Source organism: Streptomyces sp. NPDC048523 (genome assembly GCF_043199815.1).
Classification (GTDB): Bacteria; Actinomycetota; Actinomycetes; order Streptomycetales; family Streptomycetaceae; genus Streptomyces.
In genome coordinates, this window is record NZ_JBICWQ010000001.1 from 839,448 (window position 1) to 857,410 (window position 17,963).

Sequence of the window (17,963 nt, forward strand, 5' to 3'; positions counted from 1 at the left end):
AGACGCTAGAGCCCAAGGGCCCGATCGGTCCAAGACATGGTCCGGCTTGATTCCATAGCGGGCGACTATCGTACGGGGATGCAGTTCCAGCAGCTCCAGTACTTCGTGGCGGTCGCCGAGACCCGGCACTTCACCCGCGCCGCCGAGGCGGTCCATGTCGCCCAGCCCTCCCTGTCGCAGCAGATCAGGGCCCTGGAACGGGAGCTCGGGGCGGACCTCTTCCTGCGGGCGCGCGGCAACATCACCCTCACCGACGCGGGCGAGGCCCTGCTGCCGCTCGCCCGCCGCATCCTCGCCGACGCGGACACGGCCCGGCACGAGGTGCAGGAACTGGTGCAGCTGCGCAGCGGCCGGGTCCGGCTGGGTGCGACCCCGAGCCTGTGCACCGGCCTGCTGCCGGACGTGCTGCGCGCCTTCCACGACCGCTATCCCGGCATCCGGCTGATGATCGAGGAAGGCGGCTCCCACGATCTCGTACGGCTGCTCGCGCGCGGCGCCCTCGATCTGGCCCTCGTGGTCCTCCCGCTGCCCTCGCCGTCCCCGGCGCTGACGACGGTGGAGCTGCTGCGCGAGGACCTGGTCGTCGTCTCCTCGCCGGAGGCACCCGCGCCCGGCGGTCCGGGCCGCCGCACCGTGCGCATCGCCGACCTGGAGAGCGAGCCGCTTGTGATGTTCCGGCACGGCTACGACCTGCGGGAACTGACCGTGGCCGCGTGCCGCGCCGAGGGCTTCGAGCCGGACTTCGCGGTGGAGGGCGGGGAGATGGACGCCGTGCTGGGCTTCGTGCGGGCGGGCCTGGGCGTGGCCGTCGTACCGCGCATGGTCGCCACGCGCTCCGGGCGGGGGCTGCGGGTCACCCCGCTCGCCCGGCCGGGGCTGCACCGGACGATTGCGCTGGCCCACCGCAGCGATGTGGCTCCGCCGCGGGCGGCACGGGAGTTGCAGCGGATGCTCCTACAGCGCTGAGCGGCCGTAGCATGGGGGTTTTCTCGGACGGGGTGGGCGGGGATGAAGCGGCAGACCGTTGCGGTGGTCGCAGTACTGCTGGTGCTGGTGGGGTGCGCGGGGAACACCGCGTCCGGCGGACCCGAGAGCCCGGCGGCCTCGTCGCCGTCCGGTGCCTCCGGACCGACGGTGCAGACGGTCCAGACGGCCTCGAGGTCCGTCTCGGGCCCGTGGCGCGCGTGGACGGCGCCCCTCTCCAGCCGGGAGGCCCACGGCAGTTGCGGCGCGACGGCCCACCAGGTGGTGTGCGCGACCGACTCCGGCGGATTCGTGGGGCGTTCGCGGGCCGACGGCCGTATCACCTGGACCGTGCCCGCGGGCGACCGCGGCAAGAGCGCCGGACTGGTCGTCGACGCGGCCGACGAACGCGCCGTGACCGCGGTCGCGGGCAGGCTCCGCACGGCGAACCTGCGCACGGGTCGGCAGGCGTGGACCCGTCGGTTGCCCACCGGCAGCGCCGCCTCCCTGGGCGCGGCGGGCGGTGTCGTCTACACCCTCGCAACGTCGGACCCCGCGTCAAGGACCGCCGTACTGGACGCCCTTCGCGCGTCCGACGGCAGGCCCCTGTGGCACCGGACCGTCGCCTGGAGCACGGGTGAACCCCTGGCCGCCTTCCGGGGCCGTGTCTACACGGCCGACGGCACCCGGGTCACCGCCCGCGACGCCCGCACCGGCAACACCGTGGCGACCAGCCCCACGGGCGTCGAGTGCCCGCACCTCGTCACCGGCGGCCACCACCTGGTCTGCACCGGCAGCCCGATCTCCGCCGGGGACACCTTCCCGCCCATGCGGCGCCTGGATCCGGCGACTCTGAGGCCGCTGCCGACCCCGAGGAACACGATCGACAAGCCGGTACGCGGGGTGATCTCCGACGACGGGGTCCTGGTGCTGTACGAGGCCGGCGCCGAGGACACGAGCGCGGGCAACTGGAACGCGTACGACCTGGAGCACAACCGCAAACTGTGGAGCACGTACGCCACCGAGGCTGACGCCACCGTGGCCGGCGGCCGGTTCGTGACCTTCACCCCCGGCAACGACGCCACGCGGGGCCGCGTGCTCACGATCGACCTGCACGCCGGTCCGCAGGGGACCGGCGCCGCCGCGCCCCGCATGTCCGCGGCGTACGCGCAGACCAGAGACGGCGAGCACCCCGTGCTCGTCGCGCCGGGCGGGAACACGGGCCACGTCGTCGTCATGGCCCGCACCCACGGCTCCCTGCGCTCACTGCCGCTGCCCTAGCCCGGGGCGGGACTCAGCCCGCCGCGTCCACCAGGGCCAGCTGGTGCAGCCGCTCCGGCGGGCCCGGGCGGGCGTAGTACCAGCCCTGGGCCGTGTCGCAGCCCAGTATCCGCAACTGCTCGGCCTGGGCCCCGGTTTCCACGCCCTCGACCGTCACCGCCAGGTTCAGGCCGTGGGCGAGCGAGACGATCCCCTCGACGATCTTGAGGTCGACCGGGTCGGCGGGGAACTGCTGCATGCTCCGGGTGAAGGAGCGGTCCAGCTTGAGGACGCTGACCGGGAGACGGCGCAGGTTCGCCAGGTTCGAGTAGCCGGTGCCGAAGTCGTCCAGGGCGATGTCGACGCCCATCTCGGCGAGTTGGCGCAGAGGCTTGAGCAGGTCGTCGTCGGCGCCGATGAGGGCCGACTCCGTGACTTCGAGGCAGAGCGCGTCCGGTTCGACGCCGGCGCGCTCCAGGATGTCCACGGTGTCCTGGACCAGGCCGGGGTGGGTCAGCTGGCAGGGCGAGAGGTTGACGTTGATGCGGAGCGGGCCGCCCGCCGTGTTCTCGCCGTACCGTTCTCGCCACTCGCGGGCCTGCCGCACCGACTGCTCCAGGACCCAGCGGCCGAGCGGCACGATCAGTCCGGTGTGCTCGGCGAGCGGAATGAACCGGTCGGGGCCGAGGACGCCGTGCTGCGGGTGCAGCCAGCGCACCAGCGCCTCGGCGCCCCGCACACTGCCGTCGCCGAGGTGCACCAGCGGCTGGTACTCGATGAAGAACTCGCCCCGCTCCAGGGCCGCGGGCAGCTGCGTGGTCAGCCCGTGCCGGGTGATGGCCCGGGCGTCGGCCTCCGGATCGGCCAGCTCGAAGCGGTTGCCGCCCGCCGACTTGGCCCGGTACATCGTGATGTCGGCGCTGCGCAGCACCTCCGCGGGGCCCCGCTCGCCCGCCGGACCCTCGACGATGCCGATGCTGCCGCGCACGGTCAGCTCCCGGCCGTCGATACGGACGGGGGCGAGCAGCACGTTCATGATGCGGGCCGCGAGGTCGTCGACCTCGCTCGCGGTGTCCGGGCCGGTGGTCAGCGCCACGAACTCGTCACCGCCGAGGCGGGCGACCATCTCGCCCGGCGCGGTCGCGCAGGACTGGAGCCGGTCGGCGACCTCGACGAGCAGCCGGTCGCCGGCCGCGTGGCCGAGGCTGTCGTTGATGGTCTTGAAGCCGTCGAGGTCGAGGTAGCACAGGCCGAACCGCTGGCCCTCGCCGGCGCTGAGGGCCTTCTCCAGGCGCTCGAAGAACAGGGTGCGGTTGGGCAGCCCGGTGAGGGCGTCGTGCGTGGCCTCGTAGCGCAGCCGGAGGTTGAGGAGCCGGCGCTCGGTGGTGTCCTCCATGAGGGCGAGCTGGTACTGCGGGGCGCCGTCGGCGTCGCGCAGCAGGGAGACCGTCAGGTTGGTCCACAGGACCGTTCCGTCCGGGCGGGAGAATGCCTTTTCGAGGTGGTAGTGCTCGCGCTCGCCGCGGACGAGTTCGTCGTAGAGCTTCCAGGTCTGCGGCGCGTCCTCGGGGTGGGTCCACTCCTGGACCTTGCGGCCGCGCATCGTGGGGTCGGTGAGACCGAACATGCGCAGCAGCGCGCCGTTGACCTGGAGGACGTTGCCGTCCAGGTCGGCGATGCCGATTCCTATGGCCGCGCCCTCGAACACCGCCCGGAATCGCGCCTCGGTCGCGTGCAGCGCCTGTGCCACGGCGCCCTGCGCCTGCAGGGCGGCCTGCGCGATGGCCTCCTGCTCGGCCAGCGTCCGCTCGCGCAGCGCCTGCGCGAACCCGGCGGCCATGGCGTGCTGCAGACGGGCGGACCGGGACCGCAGGTCCTCGCGGTCGCCGTCGCCGCCGCAGTAGAGCACCAGATAGGCGTCGACGCAGTCCAGGGAGCGGCTCAGCGCCTCCGGGTCCGTGCAGTGCGCGTCGACGAGGGCGGCGCCGATCGCCCGGCCCTCGTCCGTGTCGACGGTCCTGGCCGCGAGTGCTCCGCTCAAGCGGCGGGCCAGCGGCAGCAGTTGTTCCTCGAACTCCGGCCGGGTCGCGGACGTCGAGGTCACCGGGAACACGGCCCGGCTCCAGATCGTCGCGAACCGGCGCAGTCTGTCCTCCGGCCCGTCCGGCTCGGCGATCACGCGGAACGCCCCACGCCGGCGAACCCCGCGAAGGCCCACGGATCCTCGTCGTCGGGGTTCCAGGTCGCCGAATCGGGCCGCCACCGCGGCGGCGACACCAGTCCCGGTTCCACCATGTCGTACCCCTCGAAGAACCGCGCGATCTCCTCGCGCGAGCGCATGATCAGCGGGTTGCGAATGTCCTTGTACACGTCCACCGCGCCCTCGGCCCGCTCCGGCGGAAGCGGCATTCCCTCGTACGAGGCATGCGTGAGCACCAGCAGGCTGCCGGGCGCGAGCGCGTCGCGCAGTTCGGCCACCGCTCCGTACGGGTCGTCCGCGTCTTCCACGAAGTGCAGTATGGCAACGAGAAGCAGCGCCACCGGCCGGTTCAGGTCGATCAGGCGCTGGACCTCGGCGTTCGAAAGGATCTCCTGGGGCTTACGGAGGTCCGCCGCGACGACGCCCGCGTCCGGGTTGCCCTCCAGGACCGCCTGGCTGTGCGCGACGGCCACCGGGTCGTGGTCGACGTAGACGACCCGGGCGCCGGGGCGGGCACTCTGGGCCACCTCGTGGACGTTGCCGAAGGTCGGAATGCCGGAACCGATGTCCAGGAACTGGGTGACGCCCTCCTCGGCGGCGAACCGCACCGCCCGCCGCAGGAACGCCCGGTTCGCCTGCATGGTCTTCGGCAGCCCCGGCGCATGCTCCATGGCCCTGCGGGCGGCCTCCCGGTCGGCCTCGAAGTTGTGCGAACCGCCCAGGTAGAAGTCGTAGATACGCGCGACGCTCGGCACCGAGATGTCGATGTTCCGGGGAGCCCAGGCGGGACGCTCCATGTATCTCTCCAAGGCGTAGGCGATCCGGTGTTCGAGCTGAGGCTACTGATCGCCCGCCAATGGAGCGAGCGGAAACGGAAATTGACCATCCGTTCCCGGTCACTGCCTGCGGCACGTGCCGCAAGGAAGCGGCTGCCGGTTCTTCACGATACGTAGGCGCCGCGCTCCGGAGAGTTGCGGAACGGGCGCCCAGTCGCGGGGAGTTGCGGGAAATGACGGCAAACCGGTCCGACCCCTCCGTGCGGCGCGGAGGGGTCGGACCGGTGGATCTGGTGGGGCCGGCGTCACTTGTCGGAGACGCCGACCATCTTTCCGTCGGGACGGACGGCGTACCAGGTGCCGCCGACGCCCTGGCCGTTGGTGTCGCCGGGCTTCTTGTCGGCCGCGAAGGTGTAGATCGGCGAGCAGTTGACCGTCTGCTGCTTGACGCCGTCGGAACGGGTGAAGCTCATCAGGCCCTTCTTCTGGACGCCCTTGGTGTCGTTCGTCGACACGGGCGCCACGACCGGCCACTTCTCCAGGCAGGCTCCGGTGCAGTTGGAGACCGGCTCGGGCCAGGCCTTGTCCTTGGCGAAGCGGTAGACCGTCATGCCGTTCTTGTCGACGACGATCTCGCCGAGGCTCGGGTCGTTGCGCGTGGACAGTCCGGGCAGGCTGGCGACCGACGCCTTCTTGCCCGTGGGCGCCAGCGCGTACCACTTGCCGCCCACGCCCTGGCCCGTCAGATCGCCGGCCTTGGTGTCCTTGGCATAACGGTAGGCGGGCCAGCCGCCGATGGTCAGCTGCTTGCTGCCGTCGGCCCGGGTCACCTCACCGAGCAGCGCCTTGTCGATACCGGCACCGGCCGAGGCATCGTCCGCGGGCACCGGCGGCCAGGCCGTGGCACAGTCGCCGTTGCAGTTCGACTTCGGCGGCTCGGCGGTGTCCTCGTCGAAGCGGTAGAGGGTGAGACCGGTGGCATCGGTCAGCACGTCTCCGATCTCGGCGTTCGCGGACACCTGCAACTTGCCGGCCGAGGCCGACTGGGCACCCAGATTCCCCTGGCCGATCGCGGTCGAGCTCGCGGTGGGGCTGGCACTGGTACCGGTCGCGAGACCGGAGCCGACGCCGCCGTAGCCGCCCGCCGCGGCGGTGGCTCCGACGTTCTGGCTGCCCACCGACGAGCCGCCGCTTTCCTGACCGCACGCCGTCGTCAATGCCAGCACCACCGCGGCGCTTGCCACGAGTGAGGCGCTCCGCCAGGAGGTCTTCATCGTCAACTCCCCAAAATTCAAAAGGGTGTTGCAGCGCCCTGCTGCGCCGCCGCACGACAATGGGTACGCACCGGAGCAGGGGTTGTGTTCAACCGTCCCGCATATTTCTTTTCGGACGCTGTGACCACACCCGCCCCGGACCGCACAGACATACGCCTCATCGGACGGACGGACGCCCAGGATTCAAACATCGGGCGATCTTTTATCCCTCCTTCGGAGCAATCTCTTCGCGCCCGCGCGTGAGACGGTCCGCCAGGCCTCATGATCGCGTCGTGCATCGACCCGAATCGCCCCAATCCGCCATCGCCATACGCGTGTTGGCCCTGCTGGCCTTGACGTGGGCGCTCGTCGGCCCCACGGCCGGTGTCGCCGAGGCGGATGCCTGCGCCTACGCCTCGGTCGGTCCCGACGGCGCGGAGGTGGTGGCGGTCGCCGGAAGCCTCACCTGGCCCACTCCCCCGCCCTGCCCGAAACCGAAACCCACGCCCACCCCGACGCCCACGCCGACCCCCACACCCCCAGAGCCCCCTTGCACTCCGACACCCACACCCTCCCCCGACCCCACGCCGAAGCCGCCTCCCGCGCCGAAGCCCCCGAAGCCCCCGAAGCCCCGGCCCACCCCGACCCCGCAGCCGACGCCTCCACCACCCCCGCCGCCCGCACCGGCGCCACAGCCGGCGCCGCCCCGGGCGCGGCCGACGCCGCCCCCCGCGCCCGCCCCGACCCCCACTCCCACCCCGACCCCGACGCGGACGCCGCCGCCCAGTCCGGCACCGGGCCCCTCCGCGCCCGCGGTGGCCTACCCGGCGTACCACCACGCGAAGGCCCCCGACCGGCCCACGCACAGCACGACCTCGCCCGTGATCTACGTCCTGCTCATCACCGCGCCCGCGGTGGTCGCCGTGGCCGCGCTGCGGCCCCGCTAGTGCCGACCCTGGAGGCATCCCTTGCCGGAATGGCTTGTTCTCATCCTCGCGATGCTGGCCGCGTGCGCGGTGGTGGTCGTCATCACGCTCATCCGCCACAAGGCGGCGCCCGTGGACGAGGATCCCAGCGAGACCCCGGACGTCATCGAGTACATGACGATGTGGATCGGGGTGGTGTACGCCATCGTCCTGGGTCTGGCCATCGCGGGCGTGTGGGAGGCCCGCAGCGCCGCCCAGGACCACGTCCAGACGGAGGCCCAGGCGCTGCACGAGATCTCGGAACGGGTGCAGGTCTATCCGTCCGACGTCCGTGACCGCATTCGGGCCGATGTCAATGCCTATGTCGGACACGTCGTCACCACGGAGTGGAAGGAGATGGCCGACCACCGCCGCATGACCGAGCGGGGCACCGAGCTCCTCGACCGGATCCGTACGGACGTCACCTCCTACGAGCCGAAGAGCGACTTCGAGGCCCAGGCCTACCAGCCGCTCGTCGACCAGGTGGCCGCCGTGGACCAGGCCCGCAACGCCCGCGCGGACTCGGTCGAACCCACCATGCCCGGGGTGGTCTGGTTCGGTCTGCTGGGCGGAGCCGTCGTCACCATCGGGATGGTCTTCGCGCTGCAGATCCGGCGTACGGCGCGTGAGCTGATCCTGGCCGGCCTGTTCTCCGCGCTGATCGCCTTCCTGCTCTTCCTGATCTGGGACTTCGACGCGCCCTACAGCCGTGGCATCACGGCGTCGGCGGAGCCGTTCTACGCCCTGTTCCCGGACATCAAGGGCTGACGGCCTCTCACGCGAGGACCGTAGGGGGACGTCCGGTGTCCGACACGCCGTCGGCGTCCCCCGAGCGGCCCACACGGATGCCCCATTCGGAGGGACAACGATCGCGCGAACGCACACCTGTTCCTAGCGTTTCGGTCATCGAGGTGCATTTCTGACTCAGGCGGAAAAGATCCGCGGCTGCTCCTCGGGTACCGGAGGAACCACCATGCGCGCGATACGCGTCGCTTCGGCCGCACTGTTGGGCCTGACCGCCCTGACGTTCTCCGCACCGGCCGCCGTGGCGACGGGCGACACCACCATCACACCCTTCGGCTTCAGCGTCCTGCCCTCGACCGTCTCCGCGGGCGACCAGGTGACGTTGCTGCTGGAACGGAACCACGGCGGCTGCAAGGGCTCCGCGACCGTCGCGTCGGCGGTGTTCGACACCGTCGTCATCCCGCCGCACAAGAGCCAGGCGACGGTCGCGGTCGACTGGGACGTCAAGCCCGGTGCCGTCTACAAGGTGACGTTCACCTGCGACGGCGTGAGCGGCTCCACGGTCCTGACCATCGCCGGCCGCCACCCGTTCACTCCCACGCCCGTACCGCTCAACCCCGACCGGGGTGTGCACGCCGGTGAGGGCGGCAGCTTCGCCGGGTTCGACGTGAAGGAACTCGGCATGGGGGCCCTGCTGATCGCGGGGTCGGTCGGCGCTGCGTACCACTTGTCCCGACGCCGCACCGACGACGACGGCGCCTGACGACTCTTCCGGCCGCACAGGGCTCCGCCCCGGTCCTCTCGGAGTCCGGGGCGGAGCCGGTGGAGATCAGATGTGCCTCTCGGACCGCCTGCGCATCCAGAACACCCCGCCGCCGACGACGGCGAGGGCCACCAGACCGCCTCCGATGGCCATGTCGGTCGGGGTGGCCCCGGAGGAGCTGCTGCCGCCGAGACCACCGCGGACGCCGCCGATGACCGTGAAGGCCGTGGGGTTGATCACGGTGCCGTTGCTGCAGACGACGCTGATGCTGTGCGATCCCGTGGCCGCGTTCCGGTTGACCGTGGCGCGTCCCGTCGCCAGGTTGTTGGCCCCCGTCCGCAGCCGAATCGTCCGGAACGCGTCCGAGCTCGCGGTGGCGTTGCCGGTGCAGTTGTTGACGGTGATGGTCAGTTGCCCGCCCCGGGCGATGACGTTGGGAAGGGCGACGACATTGCTCGGGCTCAGGTTCATGCCGTCCCGCGCGACGGCCGCCGGAGCGGTGAGTCCGAGCACGGCGACCGCGGCGCCTGCGGCCGCCAGGGCACGAGTAGTACGCATGTGAATCCTCCGCGGGAGACGCCCCGGGAACGGTCCCCGGTGGATCGGCGAGAAAACGCCTCCCAGTCAGACCCTCGGATGCCGTGCGCAACCCCGCATTTCGGCGCTGGTCCGTACGGTGGAGAGGACACGCCGAACGAAAAGCGCACAATCGGATATCTCCGCAGGTCACGGACCGTCAGAAAATTCCTGTTCACGGCAACTCGGATGGCGCACCACCCGCGTTCGGGGGCCACCCGTTCGCCGCCGTCCCGTCGCCGGTTTCGCGCGCGGGACTTAGCGTTCTCGTATGCGCGAATGACGAGGCGACGGCCGCGTCGAGAGGGGAAGTCAATGTCTGCGTCCGAGTTCGCCGAGCTGGCCGAAGAGGAGGAGCAGCGGAGGAAGCGCGCTCCCTGGGGCGTGATAGCGCTTGTTCTGCTGACCGGCCTCGCGCTCATTCGGAACGGTTCGGGGGAATTCGACGTCGGCCCGCCCCAGCCCGCGTCGGCGGCCGCGGCGGACAGCCGGGCACACGGCACGGTCTTCGGCAACGCCCCCGCCCCCCTGCCGTTCGCCGCGCCCGACCGGGTCTCCATCCCGGCGATCCGGGTCGACGCGCCGATGGTGCCGGTCGGTCTGGACCCGGACGGCTGGGTCGGCGCGCCGCCACCGGAGGACCCGAACCTGGCCGGCTGGTTCACCGGCGCGGTGTCCCCCGGCGAGAAGGGCACCGCGGTCGTCGTCGGCCATGTCGACAACAAGCAGGGCCCCGCCGTGTTCTACGGACTCGGGGCCCTGAAGAAGGGAAATCGCGTCGAGATCAGACGCCAGGACGGAAAGACGGCGATCTTCGAGATCTACGGCATCGAGGTCTTCGAGAAGAACAATTTCCCCGGCGACCGTGTCTACGGTTCCAAGGGGACCCCCGAATTGCGGGTCATCACCTGCGGAGGCGGATTCTCCAAGCAGAACGGATACGCGGGCAATGTCGTCGCCTTCGCCCGCCTGGTCGAGGTCCGCTGAACGTTCCCCGACCCGGCGGGCGCCTTTCGGCTGTACGTCTTTACGTACAGCCGTCTATACGTACTGCCGTCGCGGGACGGTGATGTGATAACCGGAATCGATGAGCTGCGGCAGATAGGCGCGCAGCGCCCGGACACTCTGGGAACGGTCGCCCCCGGCGTCGTGCGAGAGCACCACGACGCCGGGGGCGGCGCCGTGCTCCACCGCGCCGACGATGCGGCGGGTACCCGGGGTGGTCCAGTCGAGGGTGTCGACGGTCCAGGCGAGGGGTTCCATGCCGAGTTCGGCGCCGAGTTGGAACGCGGCCCGGTTCCAGGCCCCGTAGGGAGCCCGGAACCATTCGGGACGCTCGCCGTAGGCGTCCTCGATGACGTCGCTGGTGCGTTCCATCTCGGAGCGGATGCGGGAGCGGCGGAGCCGGGTGAGCAGCGGATGGGACCAGGTGTGGTTGCCGACGATGTGTCCCTCGTCGGCCATCCGGGCCAGCAGGTCCTGGTTGTCGACCGCCATCTCCCCGCACACGAAGAACATCGCGCGGACGTCGTACTCGGCCAGCGTGTCCAGGATGTGCGGGGTGTAGCGGGGGTCGGGTCCGTCGTCGAAGGTCAGCACCATGGTCCGGCCGCGTCCGGACACCTTCAGCAACGGCTCGTGGCGGACGAGCGTCTTCCTGGGGGCGTTGTGCGGCGGGCCGTATCCGGTCAGGGGCTGGAGGCGGTAGGCCGAGGACTTGAGCGCGCGGTGGGCCGGTGGGCCGGCGGCGGGCGGTGCCGGCCATACCGGCTCCTCGCCCGAGAGTGCGGCGAGCACTCCGGCCGTGCCTGCGGCCCCGACCGCGGCCGCGCCGGCCAGCAGGGCCCGGCGCCGCGTGAGCACCGCCGTCGCCTTCGACGACAGCCGTGTGAGCAACTGATCCTTCGTCATGACTCATCAGTCGCCCGGCAGAGCGCCGACGCACCTCAGCAACACCGGTGCGGCTCCACGAATACACCCGCACGGCCCAGCGAAGACGCACCGGCGGCATGGCGGAACGTCAGGAGGGCGTCGCGGAGGGGCTGCAGGGGCTTCGGCCCCGGCCTCGTCCCCTCCGGTCGAGGCCGGGCGCCGAGGGCGGCGGCGGGCTTCGGTGCTGCCCGTTCGCGGCCCGCCCTCCGGGTGCCCCTTTTCCGCAAAGCTTGCGCACCGATGTCGGCGGGGGTCCCGTCTGCCGCCCGGACCTGCGGCTTCCGATAGCCTCACAGCCGTGACGGAACAGCACTCGCACCAGTTCGAGCGGGGCACGGACGGGCCCAAGGTCATCGTCGTCGGCGTGGACGGCTCCGACTCCTCTCTGCGCGCCGCGGCCTACGCCGGGGGCCTGGCCCGGCGGCAGCACGCGCTGCTCGCCGTGGTGTACGTCCAGCCGGTGATCGCCTCGGGCGCCGCGCTCGGCGCACCTGTGGCCGAGACGACCGACGAGATCGCCGAGGACCTGGTCGCCCAGATCCGGCTCGCCACCGAGCAGAACAAGGGGATATTCGATGTGCGCTGGGAGTTCCACACCTTCCGCGGCGACCCCTACAGCGGGCTGACGAAGGCGGCGGACGAACTCAAGGCCGACGCGGTGGTCGTCGGCGCCTCGGAGCAGGCCGGCCACCGGATCGTCGGCTCCGTCGCGGTACGGCTGGTCAAGGCGGGGCGGTGGCCGGTGACCGTGGTGCCGTAGATCCGTTCGGGGTCAGGCGAGCGCCTCCTCCGCGATCGCGGCGTAGGCGGCATCATCGGTGCCGGCACCGCGGGTCCGGGGGGCGTTCCCAGCAGGCGCAGCACGCCGCGGGCGGCGCCGGCGGGGCGTCAGAGCGAGCGCAGGAAGTCCAGCACGATCGCGTTGAACTCCTCGGGCTTCTCCAGGTTGGGGAAGTGCGAGGTGCCTTCCACGAGCACCGAGCGGCCGTTCTGAGCGGTGTCGGCGAAGCGTTCCGCGTCGGCGAGCAAGTCCGGTGAGTCCAGCGCGCCGTTGACGGTGAGCACCGGGACGTCGATCTTCGGGACGCGGGCCCAGGTGTCCGTCATGGGAACGTGCCAGTCCCGTTCGCCCGGCGTGTGCTTGGAGATGGTGTGCAGGGCCATCTCGCGCAGGTGGTCGAGGATGCGCGGGTCGAGTTCGTCCGGGGTGCGGAACGGGCCGGCTACGGACCCCAGGAAGATCTTCAGCCAGCCCTCGATGTCCCCCGAGTGCAGGGCCCGGTGGGAATCGACCACGACCTTCCGGGTCGCCTCATGGGTGTACTGGAAGTCGCTGACCGAGGACCCGCTCAGCACGATCGCGCGGACCAGTTCCGGATACTCGATCGCCATGTCACCGGCTATCGCCCCGCCCATCGAGACGCCGGCCAGGACCGCGGGCCCCGCGTCCAGGTGGCGCAGCAGGTCGGCGAGGTCGTCGGCCCAGCGGAAGGGCTTGGTGGCGTTGGCGGTCCAGCCGTGGCCGCGGATGTCGACGGCGATGACGCGGTGGTCGGCGGCGAGGACCGGCACCTGGGCCTCGAAGAGACGGTGGTCGACGTAACCGGCGTGCAGCAGGACCACGGGGTCCCCGGTTCCGGTGTCGAGGTAGGCAATGTCCCCGTCGGCGGACGCGAAGAAACTCAGTTCCGAAGCAACTGTCATGACAACCAAGGTGTCATGTGTGAGGAACTTTGACAACCCGGTTGTCATGATGGGCCGGTGCATGATGAGCAGGTGAACGACATCGACGAACCACTGCCCCCCGACGATCTCGGCCACCGGGTCAGCGAGGTGTTCGACCTCGTCGGCGCGCTCTACCGACGCGGCCTGCGCAAACTGGAGCAGGACGAGGCGGCCGGTGGGGTGTCCGTCGGCGTGCGTTCCGTCCTCGTCCTGCTCCACAGGTACGGGCCCATGACGGTTCCTCAGATGGCCCGGCTCATGGCGCTGACCCGGCAGTTCGTGCAGCGCATGACCAATGAGGCGATGGACCGGGGCTGGGCCGAGGCCACGCCCAACCCCGCCCATCAGCGGTCCTCGCTGATCCGGATCACGGACGAGGGGGCGGCCGTCATCACCGCGATCCTCGCCCGCGAGCACGCCCTGAACCGGCAGGTCGGCGGCGGCGAGCTGACCGATGCCGAACTCCGGGGGTGCGTAAGGGTGTTGAAGGAGATGCTGCGGACCTTCGACCACGTGGACGTGGACTGACCTACTGCCCCATCGTGAGCCCGTACTTGCCCGCGCCCCGGCTCAGCACGACCTCCCGGATGCGGTCGCGCACGCCGCTCAGATCGGCGCCCTGCGCGATCGCCTCGTTGAGGTTCACCACCCGGCCGGCGTCCACGTCGAACATCTGCGGCACGAACTGCGCCTTCGCGACCCGCCAGCGCTCACCGGGCCGGGCGGGCGGGGCGAACGTGAAGCGCCCGAGGGTGGACTGGTTGCCGCGCGGGTCCTGGGCACCCTCGTGGTTGGACATCTCGCCGGCGATCTGGTCGCCCATGCCGTAGACCACCCAGGTGCCGTTGACCTTCTCGTACGCCTGCGGGACATGGGCGTGGGTGCCGAGGATCAGGTCGACGTCGGGTCGTGCGCCGGTGCGGGCGGCGGTCAGGTCGCGGGCCAGAGCCAACTGCTGCTCGTCGGGCGCGTCCTGCCATTCGGTGCCCCAGTGCAGCGAGACGACGACCACGTCGGCGCCCGCCTTCCGGGCGGCCCGCGCGTCCGCCAGGATCTTGTTCCCGTCCATCAGGTTCACCGCCCAGGGCTGCCCCTGGGGCAGCGGGAAGCCGTTGGTGTCGTAGGTGTAGGCGAGGTGGGCGACCTTGGCCGGGCCCGCGCGCAGGACGGTGACCGTGCGCGCCTCGCCCTCGGTACGGGCCGAACCGGTGTGCCGTACGCCCGCGCGGTCCAGGGCGTCGAGGGTGCGGCGGATTCCGTCGGCGCCGTCGTCGAGGCTGTGGTTGGAGGCGGTGGAGCAGCCGTCGTAGCCGGTGGCGGCGAGCCCCTGGGCCACCTCCGGCGGTGACTTGAAGGTCGGGTAGCCGGTGTAGTCGCCGTTCGCGCCGTAGACGGTCTCCATGTGACACAGCGCCAGATCGGCGCGGGAGACGACGGGCCGGATGCCGGCCAGCATCGGGCGGAAGTCGTAACCGGTCCCGCCCGCGTCGAAGCGGGCCCGGTCGATGATCGAGCTGTGCGGCAGGACGTCACCGGAGGCGACGAGCGTGAAACCGTGCGCCGCGGTGGCGGACGGGGCCGGGCGGCCGGGTGTCTCGTGGCCGTGCGCCTGGCAGGCCGCTCCGCCGGCGAGAAGGGCCGTGAGGGCCAGGGCAATCTGCCGTCTGCGTGCAATCATCAGCTCACCCCACTCAGGTCATATTTACTGACGAATAGGTATGAGCTTGTCCGTGTCCGCAAACGGCCCGGCCGCCTTGTTGACCCGTCCGGGGCGGAAGGGACGCGGAACGGATGCCGCCGGGACGCGGAAGGGACCGTTCACCGAACCGTTCGTCGACGCGATCGACCGTCCGCCGCAGATCCTTGTGCGTGCCCTGTCCCCCGGCCCCGCGCTGGGGTGCCATACGGCCATGACGGCCGGAACCACCCTCACGAACGGGACGACCGCCGAGCACGAGCTCGCCGCACTGCAGCGGGAGCACGGCCGGCCCCTCTTCGCGCTCCTCCTCCGGCTCAGCGACGGCGACCGGCAACGCGCCGAGGACCTGGTGCAGGAGACCCTCGTGCGCGCCTGGCAGCATCCCGAGGCGCTGCGCGCCGACGACTTCGACTCGGTACGGCCGTGGCTGCTGACGGTGGGACGGCGGCTCGCGATCGACGCGCGGCGGGCCCGGCAGGCGCGTCCCGCCGAGGTCGGCGACGCGGTGCTGGAGAACGCGCGGGTGTGCGCCGATCACGCCGAGCGGGCGGCCGCCGCCCTCGACGTACGCGAGGCTGTGAAGACACTCACTCCGGAGCACCGTGAAGTCCTGGTGCTGGTGTATTTCCAGGGGGCGAGTGTGGCGGAGGCCGCCGAAATGCTGGGGATTCCGCCCGGTACCGTGAAGTCCCGCGCGTACTACGCGCTGCGCGCCCTGCGCCGGGTGCTTCCGGGATACGCGGCCGACCTGCGGTGAAACCAATGGGAAAGTCAAACCTCCGTAAAGCGCCTTGCTGAGGACCCCCGTTGAGTAATCGGGTGTTCCTATCCGTGTTCCGGACTGGGAGCCCGGGGTCGGGCGACGCGCACGCACCGGAGGAAGGCAGGAAGGGATGCTGCACAGAGGTCAACAGGGCACGGACGACACCGGCGGGGGCGAACTCGTCGTCCCCATGGCCTGGTTGTACGCCGAGTACATCGCCGACGAGCTGTTGCGTTCCGGCGATCTGATGCCGCCGACGTCCTTCGAGTTCCGGGCCGGACGGGACGCGCTGGCGCTGACCGTCTTCCTCGCCGACACCGAGGGCGAGCTCTCCGGGATCCAGGTCGTCTCGCAGCTGGAGAACTGGCTGTCACTGACGGCGTACGACCAGCCGTGGCAGGACTGGGTGTGCGAGCGGATGGCCGCGCTGACCGCCGAGGCCGTCGCCACCGGCGAGCCCGCCGCGGACCTCGAACTCGCGGCCGCGGCCTGGCGCTGGCTGGAGGAGACGGAGCTGCTGGCGCCCGATCTGAACGCCGTGCCGGGCGGCGGTGCGGGAGTCGGTGAGGACGAGGGTCCGAAGGTGTGGACACCGGCCTGGCAGCTCGGTCTGCCGCTCGGCCACCTCGCCATCCACCTCTTCTAGATTCCTTCGGAATCGGACCAATCCGCGGGGCCGACCGCTCCGAATCCCTTGGTCACGATTCTGTGTAGGCCTTGAGTGATTCGGCGGGCTGGTGCGTACCGGTGGGAGCAAGGAGTAACCCCACCCACACTCAACGGCACGAGGTTTCCGCATGAGGTCCTTGGAGAGGCATCGCGACGTCGGCGCGTACGCGCTCGGCGTGCTGGACGAGGCGGAGGCCTTCCGCTTCGAGGACCACCTCATGGAGTGCCCCAAGTGCGCGGCACACGTGACCGAGTTCGGTCCTGTGACCCGTCAGATGATGCTGTACCGCCGGGCGACACCGCGGACCGTGCATCCGATGGCCCAGCCCGGCCCCCAGCTCCTGGGGCGCCTGCTTGGCGAGGTCGCGACCCGGCACCGGGCACGCCGCAGGCGCCTGTTGTACGCGGTGGCCGCCTCGGTGGTCCTGACCGTGGGCGGTTCCAGCCTCGCGATGACGGCGGGCGGAGACGCGGCGCGGACCACGAGCGTCGAGGCCACCGACGCCCGCTCCGGGGTGTGGGCCCAGGTCACCACCGAGGACGAGGACTGGGGCACCCAGGTGGAGCTCAGGGTCAAGGACGAGTCCGGCCCCCGCGCCTGTCACCTCGTCGCGATCAGCCACGACGGCAAGGAGGAGACCGTCACCGGCTGGAACGCCACCGGGCACGCCACCAGCGACAACACGATGATGGGCAGCTCCACCTTCCACTCCGACCAGATCGACCACTACGAGGTCAGGACGTCGGCCGGGGACCATCTGGTGACGCTGGAGCCCGGCTGACGACGTCCGGTCACTTGAGCAGTCTCGACAGCCTCCGGTCCGCCAGTGGTCTGCCGCCCGTCTGGCAGGTGGGGCAGTACTGGAGGGAGGAGTCGCTGAAGGAGACCTCCCGGATGGTGTCGCCGCAGACCGGACAGGGATCGCCGGTGCGGCCGTGGACGCGCAGACCGGACTTCTTCTCCGACTTCAGGCGGCCCGCCGCCACCCCCCTCGAGCGTTCCACCGCTTCGGTGAGGGTCGTGCGCAGGGCCCGGTAGAGGGTTTCCGTCTCCTCCGGGGTCAGGGAGGCCGCCAGCTTGAACGGGGACATTCTCGCCGCGTGCAGGATCTCGTCGCTGTAGGCGTTGCCCACGCCGGCGAGGAGACTCTGGTCGCGCAGGGCGCCCTTCAGCTGCCGGCGCTCGTCCTTCAGCAGGGCCGCGAAGCTCGCCCCGTCGAAGTCCTCGGCCAGCGGGTCAGGGCCCAGCCGGGCGATGCCGGGAACCTCCTGGGGATCGGCCACCACGTACACGGCAAGACGCTTTTGCGTACCCGCCTCCGTGAGGTCGAAGCCCGCGCCGGTCTCCAACGCCACCCTCAGCGCGAGGGGGCCCTTGCCCGGACGGGGCGGGCCGTCGGGCAGGCGGTCCTTCCAGTGCAGCCAGCCCGCGCGGGCCAGGTGGGTGACGAAGTGCGGGCCGCCGTCCGTCTCCAGGTCGAGGAACTTGCCGTGGCGGTGCACGGCGATCACCTCGCGGCCCTCGACGGCGGTGAGCGGAGGGTCGTACGTCTTCAGGACGCTGATGGCCACCGGCAGCACGCGCACCATCTCGTGGCCGACCAGGTTCTCGGTCAGGAAGTCCTTGAGCGCTTCCACCTCGGGGAGTTCCGGCATAGGTCCAGAGTGCCACCGG

The 17,963-nt window shown here is 71.1% G+C and carries 19 protein-coding genes; 11 read left to right on the plus strand and 8 right to left on the minus strand.

What is annotated here, in order from left to right; genetic code table 11:
* Window positions 1–78: 78 nt before the first annotated feature.
* Window positions 79–966 (plus strand): LysR family transcriptional regulator, encoded by an 888-nt coding sequence (locus ACGFWE_RS03835; protein ID WP_393597633.1) that lies wholly within the window; start codon window positions 79–81, stop codon window positions 964–966.
* Window positions 967–1,008: 42 nt separating this feature from the next.
* Entirely contained in the window at window positions 1,009–2,244 is a 1,236-nt protein-coding gene (locus ACGFWE_RS03840; RefSeq protein ID WP_393597635.1) for a PQQ-binding-like beta-propeller repeat protein, read from the plus strand.
* A 13-nt stretch (window positions 2,245–2,257) separates the two neighbouring features.
* Here the strand turns inward: ACGFWE_RS03840 and ACGFWE_RS03845 are convergent, their stop codons facing one another.
* The 3 genes from ACGFWE_RS03845 to ACGFWE_RS03855 form a co-directional block, all read right to left on the minus strand.
* The gene (locus tag ACGFWE_RS03845) at window positions 2,258–4,402 is read right to left on the minus strand and encodes a putative bifunctional diguanylate cyclase/phosphodiesterase (RefSeq protein ID WP_393597637.1); all 2,145 of its coding nucleotides are present in this window, start codon (window positions 4,400–4,402) and stop codon (window positions 2,258–2,260) included.
* The gene (locus ACGFWE_RS03850) at window positions 4,399–5,220 is read right to left on the minus strand and encodes an SAM-dependent methyltransferase (protein WP_352384495.1); all 822 of its coding nucleotides are present in this window, start codon (window positions 5,218–5,220) and stop codon (window positions 4,399–4,401) included. The genes ACGFWE_RS03845 and ACGFWE_RS03850 overlap by 4 nt, the downstream gene beginning before the upstream one ends.
* A gap of 284 nt (window positions 5,221–5,504) precedes the next feature.
* Window positions 5,505–6,473: an SCO0930 family lipoprotein gene (locus tag ACGFWE_RS03855; protein ID WP_393597639.1), complete on the minus strand. Its 969-nt coding sequence runs from the start codon at window positions 6,471–6,473 to the stop codon at window positions 5,505–5,507.
* Window positions 6,474–7,267: 794 nt separating this feature from the next.
* On the opposite strand from ACGFWE_RS03855, the gene ACGFWE_RS03860 reads away from it, so the two are divergent.
* The 3 genes from ACGFWE_RS03860 to ACGFWE_RS03870 all read left to right on the plus strand — a co-directional run bounded on the left by ACGFWE_RS03860 (window position 7,268) and on the right by ACGFWE_RS03870 (window position 8,924).
* Window positions 7,268–7,399 (plus strand): hypothetical protein, encoded by a 132-nt coding sequence (locus ACGFWE_RS03860; RefSeq protein ID WP_393597641.1) that lies wholly within the window; start codon window positions 7,268–7,270, stop codon window positions 7,397–7,399.
* Between the two features lie 21 nt (window positions 7,400–7,420).
* On the plus strand, window positions 7,421–8,185 hold the full coding sequence (locus ACGFWE_RS03865) for a DUF4239 domain-containing protein (protein WP_393597643.1): 765 nt from the start codon (window positions 7,421–7,423) through the stop codon (window positions 8,183–8,185).
* A gap of 205 nt (window positions 8,186–8,390) precedes the next feature.
* On the plus strand, window positions 8,391–8,924 hold the full coding sequence (locus tag ACGFWE_RS03870) for a hypothetical protein (RefSeq protein ID WP_393597644.1): 534 nt from the start codon (window positions 8,391–8,393) through the stop codon (window positions 8,922–8,924).
* A 66-nt stretch (window positions 8,925–8,990) separates the two neighbouring features.
* Here ACGFWE_RS03870 and ACGFWE_RS03875 read toward each other — a convergent pair whose 3' ends face one another.
* On the minus strand, window positions 8,991–9,482 hold the full coding sequence (locus tag ACGFWE_RS03875) for a hypothetical protein (RefSeq protein ID WP_352384486.1): 492 nt from the start codon (window positions 9,480–9,482) through the stop codon (window positions 8,991–8,993).
* Window positions 9,483–9,815: 333 nt separating this feature from the next.
* Between ACGFWE_RS03875 and ACGFWE_RS03880 the strand changes: the two genes are divergently transcribed.
* Window positions 9,816–10,487: a class F sortase gene (locus ACGFWE_RS03880; protein ID WP_393597646.1), complete on the plus strand. Its 672-nt coding sequence runs from the start codon at window positions 9,816–9,818 to the stop codon at window positions 10,485–10,487.
* Window positions 10,488–10,541: 54 nt separating this feature from the next.
* Here ACGFWE_RS03880 and ACGFWE_RS03885 read toward each other — a convergent pair whose 3' ends face one another.
* The gene (locus ACGFWE_RS03885) at window positions 10,542–11,411 is read right to left on the minus strand and encodes a polysaccharide deacetylase family protein (RefSeq protein WP_393597648.1); all 870 of its coding nucleotides are present in this window, start codon (window positions 11,409–11,411) and stop codon (window positions 10,542–10,544) included.
* Window positions 11,412–11,730: 319 nt separating this feature from the next.
* Between ACGFWE_RS03885 and ACGFWE_RS03890 the strand changes: the two genes are divergently transcribed.
* Window positions 11,731–12,192 (plus strand): universal stress protein, encoded by a 462-nt coding sequence (locus ACGFWE_RS03890; RefSeq protein WP_037716497.1) that lies wholly within the window; start codon window positions 11,731–11,733, stop codon window positions 12,190–12,192.
* A 128-nt stretch (window positions 12,193–12,320) separates the two neighbouring features.
* On the opposite strand, the gene ACGFWE_RS03895 is transcribed toward ACGFWE_RS03890, so the two are convergent.
* Window positions 12,321–13,136, minus strand: coding sequence for an alpha/beta fold hydrolase (locus tag ACGFWE_RS03895; protein WP_393597650.1), 816 nt, complete (start codon window positions 13,134–13,136; stop codon window positions 12,321–12,323).
* 72 nt (window positions 13,137–13,208) lie between these two features.
* Between ACGFWE_RS03895 and ACGFWE_RS03900 the strand changes: the two genes are divergently transcribed.
* Window positions 13,209–13,685: a MarR family transcriptional regulator gene (locus tag ACGFWE_RS03900; RefSeq protein ID WP_352385757.1), complete on the plus strand. Its 477-nt coding sequence runs from the start codon at window positions 13,209–13,211 to the stop codon at window positions 13,683–13,685.
* 1 nt (window position 13,686) lies between these two features.
* Here ACGFWE_RS03900 and ACGFWE_RS03905 read toward each other — a convergent pair whose 3' ends face one another.
* Complete coding sequence (locus ACGFWE_RS03905; RefSeq protein ID WP_393597652.1) at window positions 13,687–14,835, minus strand: CapA family protein; 1,149 nt, start codon at window positions 14,833–14,835, stop codon at window positions 13,687–13,689.
* A gap of 232 nt (window positions 14,836–15,067) precedes the next feature.
* On the opposite strand from ACGFWE_RS03905, the gene ACGFWE_RS03910 reads away from it, so the two are divergent.
* The 3 genes from ACGFWE_RS03910 (at window position 15,068) to ACGFWE_RS03920 (ending at window position 17,070) form a co-directional block, all read left to right on the plus strand.
* Window positions 15,068–15,613: a sigma-70 family RNA polymerase sigma factor gene (locus ACGFWE_RS03910; RefSeq protein WP_352384476.1), complete on the plus strand. Its 546-nt coding sequence runs from the start codon at window positions 15,068–15,070 to the stop codon at window positions 15,611–15,613.
* 136 nt (window positions 15,614–15,749) lie between these two features.
* A complete protein-coding gene (locus ACGFWE_RS03915) occupies window positions 15,750–16,265 on the plus strand; it encodes a hypothetical protein (RefSeq protein WP_352384474.1) in 516 nt (171 codons plus the stop codon).
* 151 nt (window positions 16,266–16,416) lie between these two features.
* Window positions 16,417–17,070: a zf-HC2 domain-containing protein gene (locus ACGFWE_RS03920; protein WP_393597654.1), complete on the plus strand. Its 654-nt coding sequence runs from the start codon at window positions 16,417–16,419 to the stop codon at window positions 17,068–17,070.
* Window positions 17,071–17,080: 10 nt separating this feature from the next.
* Here the strand turns inward: ACGFWE_RS03920 and ACGFWE_RS03925 are convergent, their stop codons facing one another.
* Complete coding sequence (locus ACGFWE_RS03925) at window positions 17,081–17,944, minus strand: Fpg/Nei family DNA glycosylase (RefSeq protein WP_393597656.1); 864 nt, start codon at window positions 17,942–17,944, stop codon at window positions 17,081–17,083.
* Window positions 17,945–17,963 lie beyond the last annotated feature (19 nt).